Source organism: Paenibacillus glycanilyticus (assembly GCF_030161375.1).
Classification (GTDB): Bacteria; Bacillota; Bacilli; order Paenibacillales; family Paenibacillaceae; genus Pristimantibacillus; species Pristimantibacillus glycanilyticus_B.
Map to the genome: position 1 here is coordinate 90,147 of NZ_BSSQ01000010.1, position 14,848 is coordinate 104,994.

The window sequence follows — 14,848 nt, forward strand, 5'->3', positions numbered from 1 at the left end:
AAAAAGACCGGCTTCACCAATTAAATACGGTGAATGCCGGTCTTTCCGTTTCTAATTACCGAGCTGCTCGCGCCAGTAATATTTCGGCTGCCAGCCAAGCAGTTGCTTCGCTTTATCGCTATTGAGAAGGGACTCATAACCCTCAAGCGGTGCGCGGAAATCGGCAACTTCCGGGTAACGGGCTGCCATTAGCTCCCGGCTTGAAATATCCATGCTTGACTCGTCATTGGCAAGATTAATCGCCACGGAACCAAGCCCTTCGGCTTTAATCGCCAGTTCGCATGCAGTTGCCACATCGCGAGTGTCGATATAGCTCCACAAAATCCGCTCCCGCTCTTCTGGGTTATGGATAAACGATGGGAACCGCTCATACCATTCCGGCGGAATCACGTTGCCAAGACGGAGTGACACAACCTGCATGCCGGTCCGGCGGTGGAACATGTCCGCTGTGGCTTCATTTACGACTTTGGACAAACCGTAGCTGTCTTGGGGCAGCTGAGGATGCGCCTCGTCCATCGGCACGTATTGCGGACCAAACGGATGCTCCGCAAAACAAATCCCATAGGAAGATTCGCTAGAGGCGATAACGACCTTTTGGATGCCCAATCCTGCTGCAGCTTCAAGCACGTTGTAGGTCGACATCACGTTATTGCGGAACGTCGCCTCGGGAGGTACCATCCCCGCTCTTGGAATTGCCGCCATATGGACAACGGCATCCGCTCCGGCGAGCGCGCCGTAGGTTTGACCCAGATCCTCGAGATTAACGATGAGAGTCGGACACAACGCTTCCTCCGGATGGCGCGTGTCTGCATTTAATACTTCATACCCTTGGTCAACGAAATGCTTGACGATCCATCTTCCCAACATTCCGCTGCCGCCGGTGACTACCACTTTTGCCATGCTATGCGTCTCCTTCGGCTATTACTTCAGAATCGATTCAATTTGCGCAAGGACATCCTCACTTAGCGTAATTCCCGAAGCTTTCGCATTTTCGGTTACCTGATCCGGACGGCTTGCGCCAACAAGGGCGCTCGCTACGTTTGGCTGGCGGAGAATCCAGGCAAGCGCCAGGTTGCCTACGCTAATGCCAAGCTCTGCAGAAACAGCTTCCAATTGGCGAACCTTGTTGATTTTTTCCTCGGTAATACCTTTGCCCATCCATTCAATCTTCGCTGCCCGGCTGTCCGCAGGGAAATCCGTAGTCGAAGTGTATTTGCCCGTTAAGAGGCCTTGAGCCAGCGGCGAGAATACAACTTGACCAATGCCGGAACGTTCGCTAAGCGGAATAATTTCTTTTTCGATATAACGCTCGAACATATTGTACACCGGCTGGTTAACCACGATACGGTCCAGCAGGTAACGATCCGCAACGCCAAGCGCCTCTGCGATTTGCGAAGCTTGCCATTCGCTTACGCCTACGTACAATACTTTGCCTGAACGGACGAGATCATCGATCGCGCGAAGCGTTTCATGAAGCGGAGTTTCCGGATCATGACGGTGGCAATAATAAATATCGATGTAATCATGGCCAAGACGTTTGAGGCTGGCATTCGCCTGCTCGATCACATGCTTGCGGGACAAGCCGCGGTCGTTAGGACCGTCGCCCATCGGCCAGAATACTTTCGTCGCCAGAACATAGGATTCGCGCGGATACGCTTTCAGCGCTTCGCCAACCAGCTCCTCCGCCGCCCCCCGCTCGTACACGTTTGCCGTATCAAAAAAGTTAATTCCAAGATCGTAAGCGGCGTGAATGGCATTTACCGCATTCTCGCGCTCCACATAACCGCCATATGTTAGCCAGCTTCCCAAGCTGATTTCACTTACCTTCAGTCCAGTACCGCCAAGTTTCCGATATTTCATTGTTAAGCTCCTCCATTCGTTTCCTGAATTCAAAGCTTATTCTAAAGGACGTCCACCGGCTTGAAAAGAGCTGAAATGTTTTTCATTAGATTGGTTCCAGGTTACCTACTATACTTGAATATACCTAGTTAATCCCGCGCTGTAACAACAAAACGGCCGCCCACCGGGCGACCGTCATGTACATGAAACTTATTCAAATTCAACGTTATGGTACACTTGTTGAACGTCTTCCAAGTCTTCGAGCGCGTCAATAAGCTTCTCGAAAGCCGGAACCGAGTCAGCGGGAAGAGTTACGAAGTTTTGCGCAAGCATAGTCACTTCGGCAACGACAAATTCTGTTACGCCGGCAGCCTTGAACGCTTCTTGTACCGCGTTAAATTGATCCGGAGCGGCATAGACCATAACGGATTCGTCTTCTTCCACGATATCGTTGACGTCCACGTCAGCCTCAAGCATAATCTCCATCACTTCATCAAGCGATTTGCCTTCTACGCCGATAACCGCCGTCTGATCGAACATATAAGCAACCGAACCGCTTACGCCCATGTTGCCGCCCGCTTTGTTGAAAGCGGAACGTACTTCGGGAGCCGTACGGTTAACGTTGTTTGTCAGAGCGTCAACGATAATCATCGTGCCTGCCGGACCAAAACCTTCGTAACGAAGCTCAAAATATTGCTCATCGGAGCTGCCTTTTGCTTTCTCGATCGCGCGGTCGATGATCGCCTTCGGCACGTTATACGTCTTCGCGCGTTCGAGTACGAACTTCAGAGCGCCGTTTGATTCCGGGTTTGGTTCGCCTTTCTTGGCTGCTACATAAATCTCAAGACCAAATTTCGCATAAATGCGGCTTGTGTTAGCGTCTTTCGAAGCTTTTTTCTCTTTAATGTTATTCCACTTACGACCCATACTGCACCACTTTCTTGAATGTTCTATATGCCTATTATAACGGCTTTTCCTTGTATTGGACAACTCCTGAAATGAATTGTCATACAAGATTGCTCAGCAACCGTTTGTGATCTAAATCGAACATGGCGCGTAAGGTCGTGGATTTAACGTCTGACTTGCAGCTTCTGAAGGCGCAGCGCATTAAGTACAACGGATACCGAACTTAGCGCCATGGCCGTTCCCGCTACCCAAGGCGCGAGCAGACCGATGGCTGCAATCGGGATGCCCAGCGTATTGTAACCAAGCGCCCAGAACAGGTTTTGCTTGATGTTCTTCATCGTCATCCGGCTGATATAGATCGCATCCGGGATACTCTCTAGATCGCCGCGCATTAACGTAACGTCGGCAGCTTCCATCGCGACATCGGTTCCCGTGCCGATGGCCATGCCAATATTGGCAGTCGCGAGTGCCGGCGCATCATTAATGCCGTCCCCCACCATCGCCACGATATGGCCTTGCTGCTGCAGCTTTTTCACCTCAGCCGCTTTGCCTTCCGGCAACACTTCCGCAAGCACCTGGTCAATACCGGCCTGGCGAGCGATCGCAAGTGCCGTGCGTTCATTGTCCCCAGTCACCATTACCACTTGGATGCCAAGCGCTTTAAGACGTTGAACCGCAGCCTTGGAGCTGTCTTTAATCGTGTCCGCAGCCGCAAGAATGCCGGCATATTGTCCGTCAATCGCCACCAGCATAGCGGTTTTCCCCGCTTCTTCAAGACCGCTCATTACCGGGTAGAACTCTTCGGCATGTATGCCGCTCTCCTCCATCAGCCTTCGGGTGCCAATGAGAACGGATTTCCCTTCCAGAGAAGCCTTAATGCCAAAACCAGGCAAAGCGGCAAACGAGTCGGCTTGCGCAAACGGGATACCCCTCTCCCGTATCCCATCGGCGATTGCTACGGCCAGCGGATGCTCCGACAGCTGCTCCGCTCCGCCGACCAACCGCATAAATTGCTCTTCATCGCTGCCATCAGCAACCATAATGTCCGTCAAAGAAGGTTTGCCATTCGTAACGGTGCCCGTTTTGTCCAGCAGGATGACGTCAACCTTATGCGTTTGTTCCAGGTGCTCGCCGCCTTTAAACAAGATACCCAACTCAGCCGCGCGGCCAGACCCCGCCATAATCGAAGTTGGCGTCGCAAGACCAAGCGCGCAAGGACAAGCGATAACAAGTATCGCGATCGCTGTCTCAAGAGCCGCTGTCACGTTGCCCGGCTTGATCCAGATCAGCCATACCAAGAAAGCTACAACGGCAATACCGGTTACGATCGGTACAAAAATACCGGAGATCACATCGGCAACCCGCTGAATCTGCGCTTTGGAGCCTTGTGCTTCTTCAACGACGCGTATGATTTGAGCCAATGCCGTGTCCGCTCCAACCTTTGTAGCCTGAACCTTCAGAATGCCGTTGCCGTTTATGGTTGCGCCAATTACCGGGTCACCGGCATTTTTCTCTACCGGCAGGCTTTCTCCCGTCAGCATGGCTTCATCAACGGCCGAAGCGCCTTCGGCCACGACGCCGTCAACCGGAATTTTTTCGCCTGGCCGGACGATAACCAGATCCCCTTTGACAACTTGCTCGACCGGTATGACCAATTCCTCGCCGTCTCTAATTACCGTTGCCGTCTTTGCCCTTAGTCCCATCAGAGATTTGATGGCTTCCGAGGTACGGCCTTTCGCAAGCGTCTCAAACAACTTGCCTAACAACACGAGGGTAATGAGAATCGCGCTCGTCTCGAAATAAAGCTCGGGATCATGGTGCATCATAGAACCGTTTGTCGCCCATTTGACGGAAGCGTACAAACTGTAGAAATAAGCCGCCGATGTACCCAATGCAATCAGCACATCCATATTCGCGCCGCCGTTACGGATTGCCTTATACGCACTCACATAGAAGGAGCGGCCAACGTAGAACTGCACTGGCGTAGCCATCACGAGCTGAAACCACGGATTCATGAACAACTCAGGCACATACAGCCAGGAGGTAAAGGTGAAATGACCAACCATGCTCCAGATGAGCGGGATCGACAATACCGCGGAAATAATTAATTTGCGAATCTGTCCTTCTCTTTCAGCGTTCTTATCGGCTACCACGCTCTCCGCGCGTTCCGCGGCGCTGTAGCCAAGCTGCTCCACCTTCCGCTCTAGATCCTGAACGGTAACTTGACCCGGTTCATAGTCGACGCGCGCCGTTTCCATCGCGAAATTAACGGTAGCCATTGCGACGCCGGGCATCCGGTTTAATCCTTTTTCAATCCGGTTTGCGCAAGCGGCGCAAGTCATACCGGTTATATCCAAGGTTGCTTGATTATGTTCGTTCGATTGTGCGTCAGCCATAGTCAACACATCCATTCATTCTGTATCTGATTGGCTTCAGTATACCCCCCACCCGTATATATGTCAATCATTAAAAATACCTACTAGGGGTATATTCGAATCGTTTCTCCCAACACAAAGAACCTGCCTGACAACAGCTGTCAGGCAGGTTCTCTTGCATCTATTATGCGCCAGTGAATTAGAATACTTTCGTCGTCCAAGATTCGCAGTTCCAAGTCTCGGTAACGATCTGTTGATAAAACTCCGGTTCGTGGGAGATCATCAGAATGCTTCCTTTGTAAGCTTTCAACGCGCGAGCCAGCTCGTCTTTCGCATCAACGTCCAAGTGGTTGGTAGGCTCGTCGAGCACAAGCAGGTTTGTTTCGCGGTTGATCAGTTTGCATAGGCGCACTTTCGCTTTCTCGCCACCGCTCAGCACGGAAATTTTACTCTCGATATGTTTCGTCGTCAAACCGCATTTCGCCAGCGCCGCACGCACTTCGAATTGGTTGAACGACGAGAACTCGTTCCAAATTTCATCGATACACGTATTGTTGTTCGATTCCTTCATCTCTTGCTGGAAGTAACCGATGCTTAGAATATCGCCAAGCTGAACGGAACCTTCAAGCGCCCCAATCTCACCCAAGATACTGCGGAGAAGCGTTGTTTTACCAATACCGTTCGCACCTACGAGCGCAATCTTCTGGCCGCGCTCCATACGGAGATTAAGCGGTCTCGAGAGCGGGGAGTCATAACCGATGACCAGGTCCTTCGTCTCGAAGATCAGCTTGCTGGATGCGCGTGCCTCCAGGAAGTTGAATTGCGGCTTCGGCTTCTCCTTGGCCAATTCGATGACGTCCATCTTATCAAGTTTCTTCTGTCTCGACATCGCCATGTTCCGCGTCGCAACGGAAGCTTTGTTCCGCTGAACAAAGTCCTTCAAATCCGCGATTTCCTGCTGCTGGCGTTTGTAAGCCGATTCCAGCTGCTGCTTCTTCATTTCGTATACTTCCTGGAAATGATCGTAGTCGCCAACGTAACGGTTTAACTCCTGATTCTCCATATGGTAGATCAGGTTGATTACGCTGTTCAGGAACGGAATATCGTGGGAGATCAGAATGAAAGCATTCTCGTACTCCTGCAGATAACGCTTCAGCCACTCGATGTGCTGCTCGTCCAAGTAGTTGGTAGGCTCGTCCAAGAGCAGAATATCGGGCTTCTCGAGAAGCAGCTTCGCAAGCAGAACCTTTGTGCGCTGGCCGCCGCTCAAATCGTTAACGTCTTTGTCAAGTCCGATATCGGTAAGGCCAAGTCCACGCGCCGTTTCATCGATCTTCGCATCGATCAGGTAGAAGTCCTGATTCGTGAGCGTATCTTGCAGCGTGCCAACGTCCTCCAGCAGCTTCTCCAGCTCTTCCGGCGTTACGTCGCCCATGCGGCCATACATGTCGTTCATTTCTTGTTCCATGTCAAACAAATATTGGAATGCGCTCTTCAGAATATCGCGCATAGTCATTCCTTTGCTAAGCACGGCATGCTGGTCGAGGTAGCCGACGCGCATCTTTTTCGACCATTCCACCTTGCCGTCGTCCGGCTGAAGCTTGCCCGTAATAATGTTCATGAATGTCGATTTGCCTTCGCCGTTCGCGCCGATCAGGCCGATATGCTCCCCTTTAAGGAGACGGAAGGATACATCGTTGAAAATCGCTCGGTCGCCAAACCCATGGCTTAGTCTTTCTACGTTTAATATACTCATGAATGCACCTTTTCTTTATAATCTATTTTTCCTCGTTATATTATAAGCGTTAGTGGGCTCAGAACTCAATGAAGGATAACAGGAAATGTTGAAAAAAGACGGCCTTTGCAAGGCCGCCCGGTTTAAATCGCGAACATATCGACAAATTTATCTACCGCCGTACTCTCCAGCGCCTCCTGATCCATGCAAATTCCGGCTATTCGCTCGGCTTGCTTAACCGGAAACCTCGTCCTCAGATTGTCTTTGAACTTGTCGACCAACAGCGGAATGCCTTCCTCCCGTCTTCTTCGGTGGCCAATCGGGTATTCCACTTCGATTTTGTCCGTCGCAGACCCGTCCTTGAACTTCACTTGCACCGCGTTAGCGATGGACCGTTTATCCGCAGCCAAGTATTCTTCGGTATATCTCAGATCTTCTTTGGTCGTCATTTTGTCACGCAATTGATCGATTCTCGGGTCTGAGGCGGCCGCATCCTCATAATGATCCGCCGTTAGCCCTCCGTGAACAAGACCAATAGCTACCATATACTGCAGGCAATGGTCGCGGTCGGCCGGATTATGAAGCGGCCCCCGCTTATCAATAATGCGGATCGCCGACTCATGCGTTGTAAGTTCAATGGCCGCAATATCGTCCAGACGGTCTTTCACTAGCGGATGCAGCCGAATGGCCGCTTCAACGGCCGTCTGCCCGTGAAATTCCGCGGGATACGAGATTTTGAACAAAATATGCTCCATGACATACGATTCGAACGGCCGTGCCTGCACAAGCGGCTTGCCTTTGAATAACACGTCTTGAAATCCCCATTGCGGAGCGGTTAACGCCGATGGATAACCCATCTCCCCGCGAAGGGCCATTATCGCCAGCCACACCGCCCGGCTTGTGGCATCGCCGGCTGCCCAGGATTTGCGTGAGCCAGTGTTGGGCGCATGCCGGTAGGTGCGCAAAGCATGGCCATCCAGCCAAGCATGGGACACGGCATTTATGATTTCTTCCCGGCTTCCTCCAAGAAGCTCGGTCACAACGGCGGTCGATGCGATCTTGACGAGCAGCACATGATCGAGTCCTACCCGGTTGAAGCTGTTCTCCAGCGCCAATATCCCTTGAATTTCATGCGCCTTAATCATGGCGGAGAGCACATCCCGCATGATTAGCGGATTGGCACCGACCGCCTTGTTCTTGCGGCTCATATAATCCGCGGCAGCCAGAATGCCCCCGAGGTTATCCGATGGATGGCCCCATTCGGCGGCCAGCCAAGTATCGTTGTAATCAAGCCACCGGATTAGACATCCGATCTGAAAAGCCGCCGTCACCGGATCCGTTTGGGTCGCGGTGCCCGGCACCTTCGAGCCGTTCGGCACTACCGTTCCCGGTACAAGCGGACTTAGCAGCTTGGCGCATTCGGGATAACGCAGCGCCAGCAAACCGCATCCAAGCGTATCCATGAGGCATAATCTAGCTGTGTTATAGGCTTCCTGGCTCGTCAGCTCCTTGCGTTGAACGTAGTCTGCAATATCAACCAGCAGCTGATCCGGCTCAGGGCGATTATTGGGTATAAACGATGACATCGTTAGGTTATTCCTCCTCTCGCTAACCCTCTCCCTGCTACCGTTCCTCCAAGGGCAGCCACACCTGCGGTTCGGGTCCAACATAATCGGCGCTTGGGCGAATAATCCGGTTTCTCGCGCGCTGCTCCATGATATGAGCCGACCAGCCGGTGAGGCGGGAGAGAACAAACACAGGAGTAAACAATGAAGTCGGAATGCCCATATGGAAATAAGCCGACGCGCTGTAGAAATCGAGGTTCGGGAACAGTTTTTTCTCCCGGAGCATCACCTGCTCGATCCTCTCGGATATATCGTAAAGCGTGCGGTCACCGGCTTGCTCGGACAAGGCAAGCGACCATTCCTTAATGACGTCCGAACGGGGATCCGAAACCGAATAAACGCGGTGGCCAAATCCCATGATGAGCTGTTTTTGCTGCAGGGCTTCGAGCACTCCCGCCTCCGCCTCTTCAGGATCCGAATACCGCTCAATCAGCTCCATGGCCGCTTCATTCGCTCCGCCGTGCAGCGGACCGCGGAGCGTTCCGACTCCGGTTGTAATCGCCGAGTAGAAATCGGATAACGTTGAAGCGGTAACCCTTGCGGCAAAAGTCGATGCGTTAAACTCATGCTCCGCATACAACGTAAGCGAGACGTCCAGCGCCTTGATGTGCTGCAGAGCAGGTTCCTTCTGATGCAGCAGACCGAGAAAATGGTCCGCGATTCCGCCGCCTTTGCCGCGCGTATCGATCCGCATGCCGGATTGCTGATAATGATGCCAATAGAGAAGAACGGAAGGCGTAATGCCAATTAACCGGATGGCGATGTCCAGGGCAGGACGGTTCTCGCTTTCCGGTTCATAGGAAGCGAGCGCGGAGAATCCGGTTCGCAATACATCCATCGGATGCGTGTCTGCCGGCAGCAGTTCGAGTATACGGGCTAGGCTAGGCGGCAGTTCGCGACTATCAGCCAGCTGTTGCTGGAACTGGCTCAACTGTTCGTCTGTTGGCAGCCATCCGTATAAGAGCAAATAAGCCGTTTCCTCAAAGGATGCAAACCGAGCCAAATCATGGATCGAATAACCGCGGTACGACAACCCTTTGCCTTCCTTGCCAACCGTGGATATTCCCGTTTGTCCTGCGATTACGTCCGCAAGTCCGCCTTGTTTGGATGCCGTCATCTAATTCTCCCCCTTCTTCTCCTTCGTCTCCTCCTTCGCCTCCACTCCAAACAACTGGTCAAGCCGATGCTCATAATCGTAATAGTGCAGAAAATCGTACAATTCGGCCCGGGTCTGCATCAAGCCGACCACCTTCTGCTGCGTGCCTTCCTGGCGAATCGCCCGGTATACGCGAAGCGCTGCCGCATTCATCGCCCGGAATGCCGATAAAGGATACAAGGCCAGACCAACGCCGGCTTCCCGCAGTTCTTCGATCGTGAATAGCGGCGTTTTTCCAAATTCCGTTATGTTCGCTAATATAGGGACTTGAACCGCTTCCGCAAACTTCTTATATTCAACCAGGCTGCTTACCGCCTCCGGAAAAATCATATCCGCGCCAGCTTCTACATACCGGCACGCGCGATCGATTGCATTCTCCAGTCCTTCAGCAGCCAGCGCATCCGTCCGGGCCATAATGACAAAGCCGCTGTCCGACCGTGCATCTACGGCTGCTTTAATCCGGTCGACCATCTCTTCGGTTCGGACGATCGCCTTGTTCGGACGGTGACCGCATCTTTTCTCGGCGACTTGATCTTCCATATGGACAGCCGCCACGCCGGCCCGTTGCATTTCCTTGATCGTTCGGGCGATTTGAAATGCGCCGCCAAAGCCGGTGTCGATATCCACGAGCAGCGGTAGCTCCGTCACGTTGGTGATCCTCCTAATATCTTCAAGAACATCCTGAAGCGTTGTAATCCCCAGATCGGGAAGCCCAAACGAAGCATTGGCGACTCCCGCTCCGGATACATATAAAGCTTGGAACCCGACCTGCTCCGCCATCATCGCCGCATAAGCGTTAACCGCCCCCGCCACTTGCAAAGGCTGCTCCTCTTTCACGGCTTCTCTAAGCTTATTCCCGGGACTATTTGTCATTAAAAGTCACCTTCATTTCATCATTCTGCTGCTGATCACAATGCGGTGAATTTCATTGGTGCCTTCGTAGATTTGTGTCACTTTGGCATCGCGGAACAACCTCTCGGCAGGAAGCGACTTGGATATGCCTGGTGTGCCTAGAAGGCGAACGGCGGCTCCGGATACGGCAACAGCCGTGTCGGAAGCGAACATTTTGGCCATTGAGGCTTCTTTCGTGCAAGACCGGCCCTCCTGGTACATGGAAGCCGCGCGGTAGACGAGCAGTCTGGCCGCTGCCGTTCTTGCGATTAGTTCGCCAAGCTCGGAGTGACGATGAGTTACGAGCTTGCCTCTTGGCAGGGGGATCTGTTGTTTAAGCAATTGAAGCGCTGCTTCCGCAAGGCCAAGCGCTTGCGCCGCTATCCCGATCCGGCCGCCGTCCAGCGAACCCTTGGCAATCGCAAATCCTTCTCCTTCCCGGCCAAGCCGGTACTCCGCGGGGACCCGCATTTGTTCGAGATGCAACTCGCATGTGTTGGAACCATGCAGCCCCATTTTTCGCTCAGGCTTCCCTATATGAAGTCCCTCCGTGTTACTCGGAACCAAGAATGCCGTGATGCCGCCGGCCCGTCTCGAAGAGTCCGTCACGGCAAACAAGAGATATACCCCCGCTGCTCCCGCATTCGTAATGAACAATTTCGATCCGTTAAGCTCGTATACGTCGCCTTTTCGCTCCGCTGCCGTCCGGATCGCTCCCGCATCGGAACCGGCATGCGGCTCCGTAAGCGCAAATGCGCCAAGCCACTCGCCAGCCGCCAGCTTCCCGACAAAATGCTCGCGCTGCTCATCGGTACCATAATTTAAGATCGGCAGCGTACAAACCGACGTGTGAACGGATAGAATAACGCCAACCGCCGCGCTAACCCTCGAAATCTCGTTAATGGCAACAATGTAAGAAATAAAATCTTTGCCCGCTCCTCCCCACTGCTTCGGAATCGGAATCCCCATCCATTCCCGCTCCGCCATTAACCGAATGATCCCGGTCGGAAATCGCTCCTCCTCTTCCATTGCGGGTATGGCCGAGGCAATCCGGCTGACGGCAAATTGCCGAACTTCCTCTTGCAGCTGCTGCTGCTCCTTCGTAAACCGGAGATCCATTGTTAATCGCTCCTTTCGGATTGCGATTCTATTCGTAGCTGTAGAAACCTTTCCCGGTTTTTTTGCCAAGCCATCCTGCCGCTACATAATTGCGGAGAAGCGGACATGGCCGATATTTCGAATCACCAAACCCGGCATGCAACGTCTCCATAATAAAAAGGCAGGTATCTAACCCAATAAAATCGGCAAGCGCCAGCGGTCCCATCGGATGATTCATGCCCAGCTTCATAATTTGGTCAATCGATTCCGGCGACGCAACGCCCTCATATACCGCGTATATCGCTTCATTGATCATCGGCATTAGAATGCGGTTCGCGATAAAACCCGGATAATCCGCCACGCAAATGGCTGTCTTGCCGATTGCTTCAGCGAGCTCGGTCGTTAACTTTACCGTGTCTTCCGCAGTAGCCAGCCCCCGAATCACTTCAACCAGCGGCATGATCGGTACCGGATTCATGAAATGCATGCCGATGACCAGGTCCGGCCGTTTCGTCGCCCCGGCAATAGCCGTGATGGGCAGCGAAGACGTGTTTGTCGCCAATATGGCATGCGGGGGACAGAGGCGGTCCAACTCCTGAAACAGTCTAAGCTTAAGATCCAACTGCTCGGGCACCGCTTCAATAACAAAGTCCGAATGCGCGCAAGACTGAAGCGCGGTAACCGGCGTAAGCTTTGACCATGCGGATTGCTTCTGTTCGGGCGAAAGGCGGCCTTTTTTCACCAGACGGTCTAGCGAACTCCCGATAGATGCCATGCCGCGTTCGACCGCAGCGTCCGAAATATCGTAAAGCGTTGTGTCATATCCGTATTGGGCCAGCGTCTGGGCAATGCCGCTTCCCATCTGGCCGGCTCCAAGCACGGTTACCTGGCGGATTCGCTGTACTAACTCCATCGCTAATCACCTCGGCTTCATCTTTCAAGGGTCCACCCGCAGCAAAATAGCATCCCCTTGCGCGCCGCCGCTGCAAATGCCGGCGATCCCTAGCCCACCTCCCCGGCGTTTCAGTTCATGAATCAAAGTCAGGACGATCCTGGCGCCGCTTGCTCCAATCGGATGGCCAAGCGCAATCGCGCCGCCGTTAACATTGACCTTCTCCGGATCCCAGCCGAGCATTTGACCGCTTATTAACACCACCGAAGCAAAAGCTTCGTTCACTTCGAACAAATCGATACTCTCCAGAGGTATACCGGTCTTCTGCAAAAGCTTCCGGATGGCTAGCGCTGGCACCGTAGCCAGATAAGCCGCTTCGGCTCCCGCGGAAGCATGGCCTAGTATTGTCGCGAGCGGCTTCATTCCAAGCTCCGCGGCTTTGTCCTCGGACATGACCGTTACCGCTGCCGCGCCGTCATTAACCCCCGGAGCATTCCCAGCCGTGATCGTCCCGTTCCGGTCGAAGGCGGGCTTCAGTTTGGCCAGCTTACCCGCATCCGTATCGGGCCGAGGGCCCTCATCCGTTGCTACCGCCGTTCCATCTGACAAGCTGACCGGGACAATCTCTTCATCGAAACGGCCGCTTCGCTGAGCGTCAACGGCACGCCTATGACTGCGGAGCGCCCAATCATCCTGCTCCTGCCTTCCAATGCCGAACTCATCCGCTACGCGGTTTCCAAGCGAGCCCATCGGAACCTGATGAAACGCGCAAAACAACCCATCATAATTCATAAGATCGATGAGAGACGCATTCCCCATTCTCGCTCCCCATCTCGCGGACGGTACCGCATAAGGGGCACAACTCATGCTTTCCATGCCGCCCGCCACAACCGTATCGGCATCCCCGGACCGGATCATTTGATCCGCCATCGTAATCGCCCGAAGTCCTGAAGCGCACACCTTGTTTATCGTCTCCGAAGGCAACTCCCAGCTCAAACCGGCCAATCTGGCCGCTTGCCTGGATGGAATCTGTCCCGTTCCTGCCTGAAGGACCATGCCCATAACGACAGCTTCAATCTGATTGGCAAACAAGCCGGAACGTTCTATCGCACCTTGAATCGCCGCCGCTCCAAGCTGAACCGCCGGAACCGATTTGAACTGTCCGCCTAACTTGCCAAACGCCGTTCTTGCCCCCGCAACAATGACAGACTGACGAGTCGACATCCCGCCTGTACCTCCTATTCCGTCCCCAGGCCGTTATAAATAGCCGAATACGAATGTTCTCTGTCGCAACTTGCCTCCAAACATTTGGCATCCCTAAGCAAACGTTCAACGCCATATTCCCGCATATAACCGTATCCGCCGAATATTTGCACGGCTTCGATCGCGGTTGCTACAGCATGTTTAATTGCATATAACTCTGCCATGGCTGCTTTTCCATCGCACTCTGGCAGCCCCTGAATCTTGGACCAAGCGGCTTCATAGACAAGCCATCTGGACGCTTCGACGTTTGCTGCCATATCGGCCAGCTTAAACGCAATGCCTTGCGCACGGCCAATCGGCTTGCCGAATTGCGTTCTTTCCTTTGCATAAGCGAGCGCCGCCTCCATCGCACCTTGCGCAATGCCAACAGCTTGGGCTGCCGAGCCTAATGCCTTCAAATATTTAACCTCATTAACAATCTGCTTGCCTTTCGATTTCGGCTCATAATTAACTGCATTAAATAAAGACGGATAATCCGATTCCACAAGCAAATCGGCGGCTGGCATACCGCGCAATCCAAGTTTGTTCAGGGCTGGACTGAAGGTAAAAACGCCGGAATCAGATTCGCCGATACCAATCGCCACCTTGCCGCGTACATGCAAAACCAGAAATACATAATCGTCTGCTGCACCTGCAAGCTCCACGGACGGAATCAAGTTGCTGCGAGGGTCAGCTAATACCAGGGTTCCAAGCCTCGCCCCGCTAGTTAATGGCATTAATCTTTCCTTTCGCAACCTTTGTCCCCCATACCGGTCAATCACCCAAGCAGCTGAGGTATGGGCATGCAGAATAGCTGAAGTTGAGGCGCAGACTCGGGCTAATTCCTCTAATACGATCACGTAGGCAAGCAGATCGCTACCTGCTCCGCCAAAGCGTTCGTCAATCGGTATGCCCGTCAATCCCATTGAGGCCAAGCTGCCAAGCAAGCCGCCATCCAGCCTCTGTAGCTCATCCCGAGCGCCAGCTCCTTCCGCCAATTCACCTTCCGCATAATCTCTCACCGCGGCCCGGGTCAGTTCATACTCCTCATCCAATTGAAACCGCATCTCTCCTTCCCCCTTTCTGCAA

At 53.2% G+C, this 14,848-nt stretch carries 12 protein-coding genes; all 12 read right to left on the bottom strand.

The window, feature by feature from the left end; all coding sequences use genetic code 11:
• Positions 1 to 51: 51 nt before the first annotated feature.
• The 12 genes from QQK89_RS11435 to QQK89_RS11490 all read right to left on the bottom strand — a co-directional run bounded on the left by QQK89_RS11435 (position 52) and on the right by QQK89_RS11490 (position 14,826).
• The gene (locus QQK89_RS11435) at positions 52 to 900 is read right to left on the bottom strand and encodes an NAD-dependent epimerase/dehydratase family protein (RefSeq protein ID WP_284238697.1); all 849 of its coding nucleotides are present in this window, start codon (positions 898 to 900) and stop codon (positions 52 to 54) included.
• Between the two features lie 21 nt (positions 901 to 921).
• The gene (locus QQK89_RS11440; RefSeq protein ID WP_284238698.1) at positions 922 to 1,860 is read right to left on the bottom strand and encodes an aldo/keto reductase family protein; all 939 of its coding nucleotides are present in this window, start codon (positions 1,858 to 1,860) and stop codon (positions 922 to 924) included.
• A 189-nt stretch (positions 1,861 to 2,049) separates the two neighbouring features.
• Positions 2,050 to 2,766 (bottom strand): YebC/PmpR family DNA-binding transcriptional regulator, encoded by a 717-nt coding sequence (locus QQK89_RS11445; protein WP_284238699.1) that lies wholly within the window; start codon positions 2,764 to 2,766, stop codon positions 2,050 to 2,052.
• A 143-nt stretch (positions 2,767 to 2,909) separates the two neighbouring features.
• Positions 2,910 to 5,141 carry a heavy metal translocating P-type ATPase gene (locus QQK89_RS11450; RefSeq protein WP_284238700.1) on the bottom strand — a complete coding sequence of 744 codons (2,232 nt, stop codon included), beginning with the start codon at positions 5,139 to 5,141 and terminating at the stop codon, positions 2,910 to 2,912.
• A gap of 178 nt (positions 5,142 to 5,319) precedes the next feature.
• Positions 5,320 to 6,876 carry an ABC-F family ATP-binding cassette domain-containing protein gene (locus QQK89_RS11455; protein ID WP_284238701.1) on the bottom strand — a complete coding sequence of 519 codons (1,557 nt, stop codon included), beginning with the start codon at positions 6,874 to 6,876 and terminating at the stop codon, positions 5,320 to 5,322.
• A 122-nt stretch (positions 6,877 to 6,998) separates the two neighbouring features.
• Complete coding sequence (locus QQK89_RS11460) at positions 6,999 to 8,441, bottom strand: bifunctional 2-methylcitrate dehydratase/aconitate hydratase (RefSeq protein WP_284238702.1); 1,443 nt, start codon at positions 8,439 to 8,441, stop codon at positions 6,999 to 7,001.
• Between the two features lie 37 nt (positions 8,442 to 8,478).
• Positions 8,479 to 9,597 carry a citrate synthase/methylcitrate synthase gene (locus QQK89_RS11465; RefSeq protein ID WP_284238703.1) on the bottom strand — a complete coding sequence of 373 codons (1,119 nt, stop codon included), beginning with the start codon at positions 9,595 to 9,597 and terminating at the stop codon, positions 8,479 to 8,481.
• Entirely contained in the window at positions 9,598 to 10,509 is a 912-nt protein-coding gene (prpB, locus tag QQK89_RS11470) for a methylisocitrate lyase (protein ID WP_284238704.1), read from the bottom strand.
• A 12-nt stretch (positions 10,510 to 10,521) separates the two neighbouring features.
• A complete protein-coding gene (locus QQK89_RS11475; RefSeq protein WP_284238705.1) occupies positions 10,522 to 11,646 on the bottom strand; it encodes an acyl-CoA dehydrogenase family protein in 1,125 nt (374 codons plus the stop codon).
• A gap of 28 nt (positions 11,647 to 11,674) precedes the next feature.
• On the bottom strand, positions 11,675 to 12,538 hold the full coding sequence (locus tag QQK89_RS11480) for a 3-hydroxybutyryl-CoA dehydrogenase (protein ID WP_284238706.1): 864 nt from the start codon (positions 12,536 to 12,538) through the stop codon (positions 11,675 to 11,677).
• Positions 12,539 to 12,562: 24 nt separating this feature from the next.
• Positions 12,563 to 13,741 (bottom strand): acetyl-CoA C-acetyltransferase, encoded by a 1,179-nt coding sequence (locus QQK89_RS11485; RefSeq protein ID WP_284238707.1) that lies wholly within the window; start codon positions 13,739 to 13,741, stop codon positions 12,563 to 12,565.
• Between the two features lie 14 nt (positions 13,742 to 13,755).
• Positions 13,756 to 14,826 carry an acyl-CoA dehydrogenase family protein gene (locus QQK89_RS11490; RefSeq protein ID WP_284238708.1) on the bottom strand — a complete coding sequence of 357 codons (1,071 nt, stop codon included), beginning with the start codon at positions 14,824 to 14,826 and terminating at the stop codon, positions 13,756 to 13,758.
• Positions 14,827 to 14,848: the final 22 nt, after the last annotated feature.

Excerpts from the sequence above, each read along its gene's own strand:
- QQK89_RS11435 (WP_284238697.1), bottom strand. The coding sequence starts at position 900 with ATGGCAAAAGTGGTAGTCACCGGCGGCAGCGGAATGTTGGGAAGATGG.
- QQK89_RS11440 (WP_284238698.1), bottom strand. The coding sequence starts at position 1,860 with ATGAAATATCGGAAACTTGGCGGTACTGGACTGAAGGTAAGTGAAATC.
- QQK89_RS11445 (WP_284238699.1), bottom strand. The coding sequence starts at position 2,766 with ATGGGTCGTAAGTGGAATAACATTAAAGAGAAAAAAGCTTCGAAAGAC.
- QQK89_RS11450 (WP_284238700.1), bottom strand. The coding sequence starts at position 5,141 with ATGGCTGACGCACAATCGAACGAACATAATCAAGCAACCTTGGATATA.
- QQK89_RS11455 (WP_284238701.1), bottom strand. The coding sequence starts at position 6,876 with ATGAGTATATTAAACGTAGAAAGACTAAGCCATGGGTTTGGCGACCGA.
- QQK89_RS11460 (WP_284238702.1), bottom strand. The coding sequence starts at position 8,441 with ATGTCATCGTTTATACCCAATAATCGCCCTGAGCCGGATCAGCTGCTG.
- QQK89_RS11465 (WP_284238703.1), bottom strand. The coding sequence starts at position 9,597 with ATGACGGCATCCAAACAAGGCGGACTTGCGGACGTAATCGCAGGACAA.
- prpB (WP_284238704.1), bottom strand. The coding sequence starts at position 10,509 with ATGACAAATAGTCCCGGGAATAAGCTTAGAGAAGCCGTGAAAGAGGAG.
- QQK89_RS11475 (WP_284238705.1), bottom strand. The coding sequence starts at position 11,646 with ATGGATCTCCGGTTTACGAAGGAGCAGCAGCAGCTGCAAGAGGAAGTT.
- QQK89_RS11480 (WP_284238706.1), bottom strand. The coding sequence starts at position 12,538 with ATGGAGTTAGTACAGCGAATCCGCCAGGTAACCGTGCTTGGAGCCGGC.
- QQK89_RS11485 (WP_284238707.1), bottom strand. The coding sequence starts at position 13,741 with ATGTCGACTCGTCAGTCTGTCATTGTTGCGGGGGCAAGAACGGCGTTT.
- QQK89_RS11490 (WP_284238708.1), bottom strand. The coding sequence starts at position 14,826 with ATGCGGTTTCAATTGGATGAGGAGTATGAACTGACCCGGGCCGCGGTG.